Consider the following 14,687-nt stretch of genomic DNA (forward strand, 5'->3'; position numbering starts at 1 on the left):
TGGAAAACAGGGTATTCCGGGCCGCATAGCTTGGCGGCGCACCATCACCAGCACAAGGCGCGCAGGCGCCGGCAGCCCGGAACGCTCCATCCCGATACGCGGCCCGCGCCCCCACCGCGAGCCCGCAACCGCCCGCACTCCACCGGTGCGGGTTTTTCGTAATAGACGACCGGCAGCGCCGGTCAACACGTGGAGAAGTTGCAATGCGGATTGGCGTGCCGAAGGAAACCAAGACCCTCGAAGGCCGCGTGGCGCTGGTACCGGCTGCCGCCGGCGACCTGGTCAGCCGCGGACATGAGGTCTGGATCGAAGCCGGGGCCGGCGAGAAATCGCGCTTCAGCGACGACGACTACGCCCGCCTGGGCGTGAAGATCGCACCGGACGCGGCAGCGCTGTACGAGAAGGGCGAGATGATCGTCAAGGTCAAGGAGCCGATCGAAGGCGACCTCGCGCACCTGCGTCGCGATCACATGCTGTTCTGCTATCTGCACCTGGCCGCCGAGCCCGTGCTGACCCGCAGGCTGCTCGACATCGGCCTGACCGGCGTTGCGTTCGAGACCGTCGAACTGCCCAATGGCGACCTGCCGCTGCTGGCACCGATGTCGGTGGTCGCCGGCAAGATCGGCGTGCAGGTCGGCACCCACCTGCTGCACCAGCCGGAAGGCGGCAAGGGCAAGCTGCTCGGCGGCATGCCGTCCACCGAGCGCGGCAAGGTGATCGTGTTCGGCGCGGGCAAGGCCGGCGGCGCATCGGCGGCGCTTGCTGCTGCGGCCGGTGCCAACGTGGTGGTGTTCGAGATGCGCCAGGACCGCATGGACGAGATGATGCGCCTGGGCAACAACGTCACCGCGCTGTACCCGTACCGCGACGTCGTCGCGCGCGAACTCGCCAGCGCCGACCTCGTGATCGGCGCGGTGCTCGTCACCGGTGCCAAGGCCCCGCACGTGGCCACCCGCGAGATGATCGCCGGCATGGAGCCGGGCAGCGTGCTGGTGGACATCGCGATCGACCAGGGCGGCTGCTTCGAGACCTCGCGCCCGACCACCTGGAAGGAACCGACCTACGTCGAAGAGGGCGTGACCCACTTCTGCGTGACCAACATGCCGGGCGCGGTGCCGCAGACCAGCTCGCAGGCGATCTGCGCAACGATCCTGCCATGGGTCAACAAGCTCGCCTCGGCGCCGAACTGGCGCGACGACGCGGCGCTGGTGCGCGGCATCAACGTCGAAGGCGGCCAGCTGGTGCATCCGGCACTCAAGGGCATGTCGCTCTGAGCCACGCGGCCCCCGGCTTGCCGGGGGCTTTGCGGCAGGCGTGCGCGACGGAAACTTCCAGCGTAAGATCAATGCCCTGCACGCCATACCTCAGGTAAGTACGCACGGTGGCACTCCCGCTCCAGGAACGCAGCAGCAAGGGAAAGCGCATGCGCGGCAGCACTGCCGCGAGCGCGGAACCGCCGAACCCGCGCCGGCAGCGGCTGTGGCGTGACATCGCGCTGATCCTGATCGCGCCTCTGCTGCTCTATCTCTTCGCCAGCCTGCTGACGTTCTCGCCCGACGACCCGGGCTGGTCGCGCTCGGGCAGCGTGGCCGAACCGCTGCACAACGTGGGCGGTCCCGTCGGCGCGTGGCTGGCCGACGTGCTGCTGCACCTGTTCGGCTACATCGCCTACCTGCTGCCGTTGATGCTCGGCGCGATCGCGTGGATCGCGATGTTCGGCATGGACACCGACGGGGATGGCAAGGCCGAACTCGGCCCCGCGCTGCGGCTGGCGGGCATCGTCGGTTTCCTGGTCTCGGCGACTGGCCTGCTCGCGCTGCGGATGCCCAACGTGGCCGACCTGTCGGCCGGTGGTGGCGGCATCCTGGGTCGACTGGTCGGCAACTCGCTGTATGCCGGCTTCGGCCCCGTCGGCGGCAACCTGTTCCTGCTCGCGCTGGTACTGGTGTCGATCACCCTGGCCACGGGGTTGTCCTGGTTCCGGGTGATGGACCACATCGGCGCCGCGGTGCTGAAGCTGCCGGCGCTGCTGCGTCGTGGCAGCCACCAGGCCAGCGAATGGAAGAAGACCCGCGAGCTGCGCGAAGAACGCGAGGGAGTCCGCAAGGCGGATACCGAGAAGCGCGCCAGGCGTGCGCCGGTGCGCATCGAACCGCCGGCTCCGGAAATCGCCGTGGTCGAACGCAGCGAACGCGCCAAGCGCGAGCAGCAGATCCCGCTGTTCAAGGGTACCGGCGGTGATCCCAGCGGGCTGCCACCGCTGTCGCTGCTCGACGACCCGAAGCCACAGCCGCGGGGCTACGACGAGGACACGCTCGAGACCCTGTCGCGGCAGATCGAGTTCAAGCTCAAGGACTTCCGCATCGACGTCGAGGTGAAGGAGGCCCAGCCGGGCCCGGTCATCACCCGCTTCGAGATGGAGCCGGCGCCGGGCATCAAGGTCAGCCAGATCAGCTCGCTGGACAAGGACATCGCGCGCGGGCTTTCGGTGAAGTCGGTGCGCGTGGTCGACGTGATCCCGGGCAAGTCGGTGATCGGCCTGGAGATTCCCAACACGCGGCGCGAGATGATCTATCTCAGCGAACTGTTGCGCTCGAAGGAATACGACAAGTCGGCGAGCCCGCTGACGCTCGCACTCGGCAAGGACATCAGCGGTCGCTCGACGGTTGCGGATCTGGCGCGCATGCCGCACCTGCTGGTGGCCGGCACCACCGGCTCGGGCAAGTCGGTGGCGGTCAACGCCATGGTGTTGAGCCTGCTGTTCAAGGCGTCGCCGAAAGACCTGCGGATGCTGATGATCGATCCGAAGATGCTGGAACTCAGCGTCTACGAGGGGATCCCGCACCTGCTGGCGCCGGTGGTCACCGACATGAAGGAGGCCGCCAATGGCCTGCGCTGGTGCGTAGCGGAGATGGAGCGCCGCTACAAGCTGATGAGCACCGTCGGCGTGCGCAACCTGGCCGGCTTCAACAAGAAGGTGAAGGACGCGCAGGACGCGGGGCAGCCGCTGCTCGACCCGCTGTTCAAGCCGAACCCCGAGATCGACGAGGTCGCACAGCCGCTCGAACCGCTGCCGTACATCGTCATCTTCATCGACGAATTCGCCGACATGATGATGATCGTCGGCAAGAAGGTCGAAGAGCTGATCGCGCGCCTGGCGCAGAAGGCACGCGCTGCCGGCATCCACCTGATCCTGGCCACGCAGCGCCCGTCGGTGGACGTGATCACCGGCCTGATCAAGGCCAACATCCCCACCCGCATCGCCTTCCAGGTCAGCTCCAAGATCGACTCGCGCACCATCCTCGACCAGTCCGGCGCGGAAGCACTGCTCGGCAACGGCGACATGCTCTACCTGCCGCCCGGTACCGCGCTGCCGGAACGCGTGCACGGAGCGTTCGTGTCCGACGAGGAAGTGCATCGCGTGGTCGAACACCTCAAGCAGTCGGGCACCGCCGAGTACATCGAAGGCGTGCTCGACGAAGTGCAGACGATGGGCGATGGCATCGTCGTCGGTGCCACCGGCCTGCCCGAAAGCGGTAGCGGGGCAGGGGACGAGGGTGACCCGCTGTACGACGAGGCGGTCAAGATCGTCACCGAGACCCGGCGCGCCTCGATCTCCGGCGTGCAGCGCCGGCTCAAGATCGGCTACAACCGCGCCGCGCGCCTGGTCGAGGCGATGGAAGCCGCCGGCGTGGTCAGCCCGCCGGAACACAATGGCGACCGTTCGGTGCTGGCCCCGCCGCCACCCCGGTAGGAGCGGCCTTGGCCGCGACCTCCACGACGCACTGACGCGGCGGGCTGAACGCTGTTGCGATATTCGTACGGTTGCCCGGGGCATGCCGTCCTTCCGCGTCCACCCGTTCAGCAACCCCCATTCAAACTCCGCCGCAACCAACGAAACGGGATCCGACCATGCGCCGCCTCCTGCTTGCCGCCGCCCTTGCCACCTCGCTGTTGCCGTTCGGCGCGTTCGCCGGCGCGCGTGATGTCCTGCAGACCTTTACCCGCGACCTCAAGGGCCTGGATGGCCAGTTCGCCCAGCGCGTGTTCGACGGCAACGGGCGGGTCAAGGAAAGCTCGAGTGGCCGCGTGGCGCTGTCGGCCCCGCGCCTGTTCCGCTGGGAATACGTCAAGCCGTACCCGCAGCTGATCGTGGCCGATGGCCGCCGCGTCTGGGTTTTCGACCCGGACCTGGAACAGGTGACCGTGCGTCCGCAGGGCCCCGAGGAGCAGAACAGCCCGCTGGCGACGCTGATCGAACCCGGCCGCCTTGACCGCGATTTCGACGTCAGCGAAGAGGCCGCGCCGGTCGACGGCCTGCACTGGATGACGCTGACCCCGAAGCGCGACCAGGACGCGAGCTTCCAGTCCGCACGTCTGGGTTTCGATGCCACGGCACTGGTGCGGATGGAGGTCGTCGACGCGCTCGGCCAGCGCACCGAGATCGCCTTCAGCGGCTGGCGCAAGAACCCGCGCTTCGCCGCGGACACGTTCCGTTACACGCCGCCGGCGGGCGTCGACGTCATCGGCGAGTGAGCCATCCGCGTGTCCGGCCGCCACGGCCGGGCACGCGCACCGCAAGCGATCGCGCGCGTGTGTCCACGGGGCCGCCGGTAGAATGGCCGCGTGTCCAGAAAATCTTCCGCCCCGCGTGGTCCCGACCTGCTGAGCGCCGACAACGAGGCGCTGCGTCCGCTGGCCGAGCGCATGCGTCCGGGCACGCTCGACGAGATGGTCGGCCAGCGCCGCCTGCTTGCTCCCGGGTCCGCGTTGCGCCGCGCCGTCGAGTCCGGCCGCGTGCATTCGATGGTGTTGTGGGGTCCGCCCGGTTGCGGCAAGACCACGCTCGCGCTGCTGCTGGCACGCTACGCCGATGCCGAGTTCCGCGCGGTTTCCGCCGTGCTCTCCGGGCTGCCCGAAGTACGCCAGGTGCTGGCCGAGGCGACCCAGCGCTTCAAAGATGGCCGCCGCACCGTGCTGTTCGTCGACGAGGTGCATCGTTTCAACAAGGCGCAGCAGGATGCGTTCCTGCCGCATATCGAACGCGGCAGCATCGTGTTCGTCGGCGCCACCACCGAGAACCCCTCGTTCGAGCTCAACTCCGCGCTGCTGTCGCGCTGCCGCGTGCACGTGCTGGAAGCGGTGTCGGTGGCCGATATCGAGGCCGCGCTGCAGCGCGCGCTCGAAGACGGCGAACGTGGGCTGGGAGGGCAGGGGATCCGGATCGAGGACACGGCGCTGCACGAGATCGCCACGGCCGCCGATGGTGACGTGCGTCGCGCGCTGACGCTGCTCGAGATCGCCGCCGAACTCGCGCAGGACGAAGGCGGCCGGATCACCGCGCAGACCCTGCTGCAGGTACTGGCCGACCGCACGCGCCGCTTCGACAAGGGCGGCGAGCAGTTCTACGACCAGATCTCGGCACTGCACAAATGCGTGCGCAGCAGCAATCCCGACGCTGCGTTGTACTGGCTGGCACGCATGCTCGACGGCGGCTGCGATCCGGCCTACCTCGCGCGGCGGCTGACGCGGATGGCGGTGGAGGACATCGGCCTCGCCGATCCGCGCGCGCTGCAGATGGCCATCGACGCATGGGACACCTACGAGCGCCTGGGTAGCCCCGAAGGTGAGCTCGCCTTCGCGCAGCTCACGCTCTATCTCGCCAGCACCGCCAAATCCAACGCCGCCTACATGGCCTGGAACCAGGCCCGCGCCGATGTACGCGAGCACGGCACCCAGGAGGTGCCGATCCATATCCGCAACGCGCCGACGCGGTTGATGAAACAGCTCGGCTACGGCAAGGGCTACCAGTACGACCACGATGCCGAAGGCGGGATCGCGCTGGACCAGACCGGGTTTCCCGATGCCATGGGCGAGCGCGTCTACTACCGGCCGGTGGCGCGTGGACTGGAACTCAAGCTGGGCGAGAAGCTGGACCGCCTGCGTGCCGCACGCGCCGAGGCGCGCGGCGAATCGGGCGGCGATGGGCAGGGCGGCGCTGCCGTCGATCCAGCGGGTGAGTCGACGACAGCGCCGTAGAGGCCGGGACGCCCGGTAAGCGCGCTGCCAGCCTGAACGGTTACGCCTGCTGACTGCGAGGCGACGGACGGTCCGCTCCGGCGGGGGTTCGCGGCCATACTCGATCGTCAGGGAATCGTTTACAGGGAGAACCGCCATGGCCGCCCGTGACAGATGCCTCGACCCCATCCCGCGGACCCAGCTGGGGGCGCTGTACGCCCGCGAAGCGCGTGACCTCCACCCCGACCGCGCCTGGCATGAAGTGGAGCCATTGATCGGCAGGCTCTGGGAACGCGAACGACCGGGTGACTGGTCACGATCGCGCCCGATGGTTCGCGAATTCTGGCGCAAGGCGCGCTGATCCGGCACGTCCTGTTCACAAACCCGCTGCCACCCTCGCGTCCAGGCCGGCAGGCCACAGGCCGACAGAACAGGGGTGGAACATGGCGTCAACCGGAAAGCCGGGTGCATTCGACCGGTCCTCACGGATCATGCGCTTCGCGCTGAAGTACTACCGCGCGGGCGTGTTCGGCAATGTCGGCACCACCCGCGTACAGCCCGGTGACGTGCGCAAGGCGGAGGAGTTCGTCGACGATCTCGAGGCGCTCGGCCCGACCTTCGTCAAGATCGGCCAGGCGCTGTCGACGCGTACCGACCTGCTTGCGCCGGTGTACCTCGATGCGCTGAAGCGGATGCAGGACGACGTGCAGCCGGTCGCGTTCGCCGAACTGCAGCCCATGCTGGAGGAAGCGCTTGGCGTGCGCCTCAGCAAGGCATTCGCGAGCTTCGACGAAGAGCCGCTGGGTGCGGCATCGCTGGCGCAGGTGCACCGCGCCACGCTGCACGACGGGCGCGAAGTGGCCGTCAAGATCCAGCGTCCCGGCGTGGAGGATCTCATCCATGCCGACCTCGGCGTGCTCGACCGCTTTGCGCGCGGTGCGGACCGCTTCACCTCGATCGGCCAGCGGCTGCATTTCGTGGACATCGTCGGCGAGATGCAGCGTGCGCTGCTTGCCGAACTCGATTACCTCGACGAGGCCGAAAGCCTCGACCGCTTCCGCGAGCGGCTCTCGGTGTATCCGGAGTTGTTCATTCCCGCCCCGGTGTGGGACTACACCTCGCTGCGCGTGCTGACGATGGAGTACGCGCCGGGCACCAAGGTCACCGACATCAGCGGCCTGCAGCGCACCGAGAACGACTACGGCAACCTCGCGCGTGCGCTGCTGAAGGGTTATCTCGACCAGGTGTTCGTGCATGGCGAGATCCATGCCGACCCGCATCCGGGCAACGTGCTGGTGCTGCATGACCAGCGTCTGGCGCTGCTCGATTTCGGCATGGTGGCGCACGTGCCCCCGCGCCAGCGCGAGCGCCTGCTCAAGCTGGTGCTGGCGGCGGTGGACGGCCGCGGCGAAGACGTGGCCTCGGAATCGATCGCGATCAGCGCGCGCCTGGAGAATTTCGACGAGGCACGTTACGTACACGAAGTGTCGCAACTGGTGGCGCGCTATGCGGTGCGCTCGGAGCGGATGGGCCTGTCGGAAGGGCGGCTGCTGCTGGAGCTGGCGCGCATCGGCAGCGAATGCCGCCTGCGCATGCCACCGGCGACCACGCTGCTCGGCAAGACCATGCTCAACCTCGAAGCGGTGTGCAACGCGCTGGAGCCCGAGCTCGACGTCAAGAAGGCGGTGGAAAAGCACGCCTACCAGATCCTGCGCAAGCGGCTGCAATCGTCGTTGTCGCCACGCCGGCTGGGCATGGAGGCACTGGAAACGCAGCAACTGCTGCGTGGCGCGCCGCGCAAGATGGCCGACATCCTGTCGCTGATCGCCGACAACAAGCTGCGGGTGCAGCTTGGCGGGCTCGAGGAATCCCACCTCATGGAGAGCCTGCAGAAGATCGCCAACCGCATCTCCACCGGCATCATCACCGCGGCGTTGATCGTCGGCGCGGCGATGCTTGCACAGGTACGGACCAGGTTCACCCTGTTCGGCTATCCGGCGTTCGCGCTGGTGATGTTCGTGCTTGCCGGGGCGCTGGGTGTTGCGCTGGTGGTCTCGGCGCTGCTGTCGGACCGCAAGGTGCGCCCGCGGGAGGAACGCAGCCCTTCGGACTGAGCAAAGTCGCCGCGCGACGCGGCGGATCGCATCCGCCTCAAGCCCGCCCGCAGCCAGCCGCTAAGATACTGATCCCGCCGGTTTCCGGACGTTTCCGGCGGGACTCCTGTATCCACGAGTGGAGAGCGGCAGGTTGCACCGGAGGTTCAAGACCGCGCAATCGCTGAACGGGTCCGGCATCTTCGCGGCCGCCGTCGTGGCGGGCTCGATCCTGCTGACGCTCCTGCTCGCGCACGCGGCGTGGGTGCAGGGCGACCGGCACCGCCTCGAGCGCCATGTCGACCGGCTGCTGGAAGCCACGCGCCTCGTCGCCACGCAGTCGACCCGGGCGCTCAACGACAGCCTCCGCCTGACCACCGCGCGTTGCAGCGCCGACGACCTGACCGAACTGCGGGTACTCGCGTTCCAGTCGCAACACATCCGCGACATCGGCCGGGTGGAGGATGGCCGGGTGCTCTGCACTGCGGCCTGGGGCGTGCTGCCGCATCCGCCAATGTTGCCGGAGCCGACCCGGCACGCCACCGCCTACCGCTTCTGGAGCGTCGGTTCCACCCTGGTGGATCGGCGCATCTCCACCGACATGGTCGCCGCCGGCGACGCGATCCTGTTCGTGGCACCGGACTGGTTCGGCGACATCGCCAGGCTCGATCCGCGTACGTCCTCGATCGTCACCACGCGCGACCGCCGCCACGTGATGCGCGCGTGGGGCAGCGAGGCGACCATCCTCCCGGGCGCGCGGGAGGAGCCATGGCATGACCTCGGTTCGGCGCGCGTGCAACTCGCCTGCGACGACGATTACGACCTCTGCGTCATGGCACGCACCCGCGGGTCCGGCCTGGCGGACGCATCGCTGCAGAGCGTGCTGGGCCTGTGCCTGCTCGGCGGACTGGCCGGCATGGGCATCAACTCGATGATGGGTGCATCGCGGCGGCGGCGCGCATCGCTGGAAGCACGACTTGCACGCGTCATCCGCACCGACCGCCTGCATATGGTCTACCAGCCATTGCGTCGCCTGTCCGACCGTGGCCTCGTCGGCTTCGAGGCGCTGGTGCGATGGACCACGTCCAGCGGCGACGACGTGCCCCCGGAAGTGTTCGTGCGGATGGCGGAGCAGACCGGTCTGGGCCGGGCGCTGGCGCGCCAGGTGGTGGCCAAGGCGTTCGCGGAGATGGCGCCCACCCTCCAGCGCGACAGCGGCCTCTACCTCGGCATCAACCTGACCGCCGAAGACCTGCTGGACATGCGGTTCCATGACTACCTGGATGCACAGGCGGCGCTGCATGGCATCGCCGCCGCCAGCATCGTCCTGGAGATCACCGAGCGTTCCACCGCGATGCGCGACGACCTCGTGCGCAACATCCATCTCCTGCGCGCGAAGGGGTACCGCTTCTACATCGACGACTTCGGCACCGGCTATTCGAGCCTCGACTACCTCGCCGCGCTGCCACTGGACGCGGTCAAGATCGACAAGCTGTTCACCCAAGCGGCCGGCTCCGATTCCGTGGTCGGCCAGATCTTCGAGCCGATGTGCACCATGGCCCATGCCTTGCGCGTGGGCATCGTGGTCGAAGGTGTGGAAACCGAACAGCAGGCCGAGCATGTCTGCCGGCTTGCACCGCAGGCGATCGGGCAGGGCTGGTTGCTGGGACGACCGGTCGCCGTGCAGGACCTGCCGACCACGTGATGCCTGCATCGCCCGCAGGGCGCGGAGCTACACTCGGAGACGCATGGATGCGACACACAGGAGATCAGGGATGAGGGCAGGGATGATGATGACCATGTGGCTGGCGCTGTGTGCGCCTGCGGCGGCACAGACCGTCTACAAATGCATGGGCCCGGACGGCGCTGTCTTCCAGTCGACACCGTGCGGCGCCGGGCAGCAGCAGGAACGCGCCTATGGCGGCGAGGCTTATGCCACCACGCCGCAGCGGCAGGCGCAGATCGAACGCGAACAGGCTCGTGCGCAGGCGGTGGTGCGGCGCAATGCGGGCGGGGCGGGGAGAGCATCCACCCCCGGTCGGCGCGCAATCGGGGCGATCCAGTTGCGACCGGGTCAAGGCCCAGCGCGACCGCGCAATGCAGGCTCTCGGCAACCGCCGTACGTACGAGCAGATCTCGTACTGGGCCACCGAGGTCAGCAAGTCATGCAACCATCGCCGCTGACCGACCGGATGCCCGCGACGGGGGAGGCCGCGAATGACCACGACATCGGACAGAGGAGAGGGGTCGGCGCCTGATCCCGACGGATTCGCCACCGCACGCTTCGGACGGCGACACCATGCGGCAGGCAGGCGCGAGCCCGAGCCGCTGCGCTTCCGCGACGTGTTCGCAGCCGTATTGCTCGCCCTTTGCGTTTTCAGCATCGCCCAGGGTCTGATCGTGTGGTACGTGGTTTCGACGGAGCTCGACCGCATGCAGCGCGAGATCGCCATCTTCGTCGAATCGATGGAACCCGCCTGGACACAGACACCAGCGGAGTTGCATACGCCTCGGGCGCGAGGGCGCGCATCCGCACATGCACCACCGTTGCCGGGTTACCCCGGGCCGGTCACCGCCAAGGCCAATGGCGCATCCCATGCGTGTGCCGGCGGCCGTACGGTGCGCCGCCTGCCCAACGGCTGGGAAGATGTCGGCGGGCGGTGCCGCGCGACATCGCAATGATCACCGCAGCCGCGTCCCGCGATGGACCGATCAACCTTCCGCGCCGAATACCGCAAGCAGCAGCAGGACGAAGGCGACCACCGCCAGCAGTGCATGGGTGATGACCAGCCACGACGGCAACAGACGTTGCTTCCACTTGTAGGCCAGGCTCAGCACCGTGCCACCACCGGCTGCCAGCAGGAACAGCAACAACGCCAGCAGCGCCGGGGACGGCACCGCATCCACCCAGGCCGCATAGGCCAGCAAGGTGATACCGGCGCCAGCCAGCAGCCCGTGCAGCATCGCCAGCCACGCCGGAGGGTTGCGTTTTCCGCTGAAGCGGATCGCGGCCATCACCACGCCGCCGAGTGCTGCCAGGGCGAACAGGCAGGCGGCGACCTGCAACATGCGTATCGGATCGTCCGGACTCATTGCATGGCTCCTTGTGTGATCCCCGGCGCGCGGCCTGGCACGCTGGTCGATGATCGATCATATGGCTGGGCTAGAAGAGACCACGGCGGGGATGCGAAACACAGCAGACGCGACAGGGGCTGTGTCGTCCGGTGAACGCAATACACGGGAAGTTCCGGCCATAACGGCACCGCGAGCGGGGCAAGTCGCCACTTCCATCACTTCGCATAATGTCGATTATGTTGTAGAACAGCCACCCTTGACTCTGGAGCTCCCTCCAGGGTCGATACTCTCGGCTCGCCATCCCGACCGTCGGAGTCCCCATGCAGATAGGCCAGCTCAGCAAATGCACCGGTGTTCCGGTCGACACGATCCGGTATTACGAGACCCAGGGCCTGCTGCCTCCACCGATGCGGCGACCTTCCGGCTACCGCCGGTATGCGGAATCGGATACCGGACGACTGGAATTCATTCGACGTGCCAAGGACCTGGGATTCAGTCTTCGCGAAATACGTGAACTGATGGAACTGTCCAGCCATGCGTCCCGGGACATGGCCGCGGTGCGCGAAGCCGCACTGCAGAAGGTCGCGGACATCGATCGCAAGCTGGCCGAGTTGCAGCGCATGCGTGGTGGATTGGCCGCGCTGGTGGATGCCTGCCCCGGCGAAGGTCGGATCGGGCAATGCCCGATCGTCGGTGCGTTGACCGGGGATGTCCCATGACCGGCGACGAGCACCGCACCCACGGCGACGTCAGTGATGACGACGGCAGGGTCACCGATCCGGTCTGCGGCATGCGTGTCGACCCGCAGCGCACGCCGCACCATGCCGAACATCAGGGCATCCGCTACCACTTCTGCGCGGCACGCTGCCGGGAGCGATTCATCGCCGACCCGGTCCGTTTTCTGGAGCCGTCTGCCGCCGCGGCGTCCGATCCCATGCCGGCCGGAACGATCTACATCTGCCCGATGGATCCGGAGATCCGCCAGGACCAGCCCGGCACGTGTCCGATCTGCGGCATGGCGCTGGAGCCGGAAATGCCCACGCTCGACGACGCGGCCAGCCCGGAACTGGCCGACTTCAGGCGACGCTTCTGGTGGACGCTGCCGCTCAGCGCTGCGGTGATGGTGCTGGCGATGGCGGGACACCGCTGGTCGTGGCTGTCGGCCGACACGCGCACCTGGCTCGAGCTGGTGCTGGCCACGCCCGTGGTGCTGTGGGCCGGCTGGCCGTTCCTGCACCGCTGCGTGCAGTCGATCCGCAACCGCAGCCCCAACATGTGGACGCTGATCGGCATCGGCGTCACTGCTGCCTTCGCCTACAGCGTGGTCGCGACGGTCGCACCGGGCCTGTTTCCCGGTTCGTTCCGCGAACATGGCCGTGTCGGGGTCTATTTCGAGGCGGCGGCCGTCATCGTCTCGCTCACCCTGCTCGGCCAGCTGCTGGAATTGCGCGCCCGCGACAGCACGTCGTCGGCGATCAGGTCCCTGCTCGGCCTGGCACCGAAGACCGCGCGGCGCCTGCGCGATGACGGCACCGAGGAAGACATCGAACTCACCCACGTGCATGTCGGCGACCGCCTGCGCGTGCGCCCGGGCGAGAAGGTGCCGGTGGACGGCCGCGTGCTCGAAGGCGGTTCCAACGTCGACGAATCCATGTTGACCGGCGAGCCCATCCCGGTGGCCAAGGGCCCGGGCGACGCAGTGATCGGCGCAACGATGAATACCTCAGGCAGTCTGGTCATCCGCGCCGAGAAGGTCGGCTCGGGCACGGTACTGGCGCAGATCGTGCAGCTGGTGGCGCAGGCGCAGCGGTCGCGCGCCCCGATGCAGCGCATGGCCGATACCGTCGCACGCTGGTTCGTGCTGGCGGTCCTCGCGGTGGCGGTCGTGACCTTCTTCGTCTGGGGCCTGTTCGGCCCGGACCCGTCGTGGACGTACGCCATCCTCACCTCGGTCTCGGTGCTGATCATCGCCTGCCCCTGCGCGCTGGGCCTGGCCACGCCGATGTCGGTGATGGTCGCCACCGGCCGCGCCGCACAGGCCGGCGTGCTGTTCCGCGACGCCGAAGCGATCGAGAACTTCCGCCGCATCGATACCCTGGTCGTCGACAAGACCGGCACGCTGACCGAGGGCCGTCCCGCGTTCCGCGAGGTCGTCGCCCATGACGGATGGTCCGGCGACGAAGTGCTGCGCATCGCGGCGACCATCGACCAAGGCAGCGAGCATCCGCTGGCCGAGGCGATCGTCGCCGAGGCACGCACGCGTGGACTTGCACTGGATGCGGTGCAGGGCTTCGAGTCTTCGACGGGAATCGGCGTGCGCGGCCACGTGGGTGGACGTGCGATCGCACTCGGCAACACCGTGTTGATGGTCGAGGGCGGCATCGACCCTGCCCCGCTGTCGTCGCGCGCGGAAGCACTGCGGGCCGAAGGCGCCAGCGTGATGTTCCTTGCTGTCGACGGTGCACTGGCCGGATTGATCGCGGTGGCCGACCCGATCAAGGCCACCACCGCCGAAGCCATCACCGCCCTGCGCGAATCCGGAATGCGCATCGTGATGGCCACCGGCGACGGCGAGACCACGGCTCGCGCGGTGGCGCGCAGCCTCGGCATCGATGAAGTCCATGGCGAGGTGCGGCCGCAGGACAAGGTCGCGCTGGTCAAGCGGCTGCAGGCGCAGGGTCGGCGCGTGGCAATGGCCGGCGATGGCATCAACGACGCCCCCGCGCTGGCGGCCGCCGATATCGGCGTGGCCATGGGCACCGGCACCGATGTCGCGATGTCGAGCGCGCAGGTGACGCTGGTCAAGGGCGACCTGCGTGGCATCGTCCGCGCGCGTGCGCTGTCCGAGGCGACGGTGGCCAACATGAAGCAGAACCTGGGTTTCGCGTTCGTCTACAACGCGGTGGGCGTGCCCATCGCCGCCGGTGTGCTCTACCCTGCGTTCGGCATCCTGCTCAGCCCGATGCTGGCGGCGCTGGCGATGAGCCTGAGCTCGGTATCGGTCGTCGGCAACGCACTGCGACTGGGTGCGAAAGCCCCAACCGCACCGCCGACGGATGCACGCGATGGACATCCGCCCTGATGCTTGCAAAGGCCTCGGTCGCGCTGCATAGAACACGTACGCGGACGGAATTCATAAAAACCTGTTGCGCTTCCTGAAGTGCCTCCTTACAATTCCGCTCCCGACACAACGGGGCCATAGCTCAGCTGGGAGAGCGCCTGCATGGCATGCAGGAGGTCGGCGGTTCGATCCCGCCTGGCTCCACCACGGTACGCACCACAGGCCGGTGCAAACGTGTTCGCAGTACCACGTCCCTATCGTCTAGAGGCCTAGGACACCACCCTTTCACGGTGGCGACCGGGGTTCGAATCCCCGTAGGGACGCCAAGCGACACGACGGAAACGCCCGCGAATGCGGGCGTTTTTCGTTTAGGGGATTAACGGGTTCCGAATCCCCACCCTGCTCCAATCGGTCGTCGACATCCGGTGCGCCCTGCGGTT

General features: G+C 68.0%; 12 protein-coding genes and 2 tRNA genes. 13 read left to right on the plus strand and 1 reads right to left on the minus strand.

Going from position 1 to position 14,687, the window contains the following annotated elements; genetic code table 11:
• The first annotated feature begins 203 nt into the window (after nucleotides 1-203).
• The 9 genes from E5843_RS07405 to E5843_RS07435 all read left to right on the plus strand — a co-directional run bounded on the left by E5843_RS07405 (nucleotide 204) and on the right by E5843_RS07435 (nucleotide 10,793).
• On the plus strand, nucleotides 204-1,274 hold the full coding sequence (locus E5843_RS07405; protein ID WP_134673392.1) for an alanine dehydrogenase: 1,071 nt from the start codon (nucleotides 204-206) through the stop codon (nucleotides 1,272-1,274).
• Between the two features lie 149 nt (nucleotides 1,275-1,423).
• The gene (locus E5843_RS07410) at nucleotides 1,424-3,754 is read left to right on the plus strand and encodes a DNA translocase FtsK (RefSeq protein ID WP_136413065.1); all 2,331 of its coding nucleotides are present in this window, start codon (nucleotides 1,424-1,426) and stop codon (nucleotides 3,752-3,754) included.
• A 158-nt stretch (nucleotides 3,755-3,912) separates the two neighbouring features.
• The gene (gene lolA, locus E5843_RS07415; protein ID WP_141065855.1) at nucleotides 3,913-4,536 is read left to right on the plus strand and encodes an outer membrane lipoprotein periplasmic chaperone LolA; all 624 of its coding nucleotides are present in this window, start codon (nucleotides 3,913-3,915) and stop codon (nucleotides 4,534-4,536) included.
• A 171-nt stretch (nucleotides 4,537-4,707) separates the two neighbouring features.
• The gene (locus E5843_RS07420) at nucleotides 4,708-6,039 is read left to right on the plus strand and encodes a replication-associated recombination protein A (protein WP_141066142.1); all 1,332 of its coding nucleotides are present in this window, start codon (nucleotides 4,708-4,710) and stop codon (nucleotides 6,037-6,039) included.
• A 136-nt stretch (nucleotides 6,040-6,175) separates the two neighbouring features.
• Entirely contained in the window at nucleotides 6,176-6,379 is a 204-nt protein-coding gene (locus E5843_RS14130; protein WP_134673394.1) for a hypothetical protein, read from the plus strand.
• Between the two features lie 82 nt (nucleotides 6,380-6,461).
• On the plus strand, nucleotides 6,462-8,132 hold the full coding sequence (locus E5843_RS07425) for an ABC1 kinase family protein (RefSeq protein WP_141065856.1): 1,671 nt from the start codon (nucleotides 6,462-6,464) through the stop codon (nucleotides 8,130-8,132).
• Between the two features lie 133 nt (nucleotides 8,133-8,265).
• Entirely contained in the window at nucleotides 8,266-9,816 is a 1,551-nt protein-coding gene (locus tag E5843_RS07430; RefSeq protein WP_141065857.1) for an EAL domain-containing protein, read from the plus strand.
• A 94-nt stretch (nucleotides 9,817-9,910) separates the two neighbouring features.
• Nucleotides 9,911-10,369 (plus strand): DUF4124 domain-containing protein, encoded by a 459-nt coding sequence (locus E5843_RS14580; protein ID WP_425480742.1) that lies wholly within the window; start codon nucleotides 9,911-9,913, stop codon nucleotides 10,367-10,369.
• The gene (locus E5843_RS07435) at nucleotides 10,329-10,793 is read left to right on the plus strand and encodes a hypothetical protein (protein WP_136412285.1); all 465 of its coding nucleotides are present in this window, start codon (nucleotides 10,329-10,331) and stop codon (nucleotides 10,791-10,793) included. Before E5843_RS14580 ends, E5843_RS07435 begins: the two co-directional genes overlap by 41 nt.
• A 30-nt stretch (nucleotides 10,794-10,823) precedes the next feature.
• On the opposite strand, the gene E5843_RS07440 is transcribed toward E5843_RS07435, so the two are convergent.
• A complete protein-coding gene (locus tag E5843_RS07440) occupies nucleotides 10,824-11,204 on the minus strand; it encodes a hypothetical protein (protein WP_136412286.1) in 381 nt (126 codons plus the stop codon).
• Between the two features lie 302 nt (nucleotides 11,205-11,506).
• Here E5843_RS07440 and E5843_RS07445 point away from each other — a divergent pair, with 302 nt between their 5' ends.
• From E5843_RS07445 to E5843_RS07460, 4 genes are all read left to right on the plus strand, one after another.
• Nucleotides 11,507-11,905 carry a heavy metal-responsive transcriptional regulator gene (locus E5843_RS07445; RefSeq protein ID WP_136412287.1) on the plus strand — a complete coding sequence of 133 codons (399 nt, stop codon included), beginning with the start codon at nucleotides 11,507-11,509 and terminating at the stop codon, nucleotides 11,903-11,905.
• Entirely contained in the window at nucleotides 11,902-14,268 is a 2,367-nt protein-coding gene (locus E5843_RS07450; protein WP_136412288.1) for a heavy metal translocating P-type ATPase, read from the plus strand. The genes E5843_RS07445 and E5843_RS07450 overlap by 4 nt, the downstream gene beginning before the upstream one ends.
• A gap of 110 nt (nucleotides 14,269-14,378) precedes the next feature.
• Nucleotides 14,379-14,454, plus strand: a tRNA-Ala gene (locus tag E5843_RS07455).
• 43 nt (nucleotides 14,455-14,497) lie between these two features.
• Nucleotides 14,498-14,573, plus strand: a tRNA-Glu gene (locus tag E5843_RS07460).
• The last annotated feature ends 114 nt before the right edge of the window (nucleotides 14,574-14,687 follow it).

It is taken from the genome of Luteimonas yindakuii (assembly GCF_004803715.2).
Lineage (GTDB): Bacteria > Pseudomonadota > Gammaproteobacteria > Xanthomonadales > Xanthomonadaceae > Luteimonas > Luteimonas yindakuii.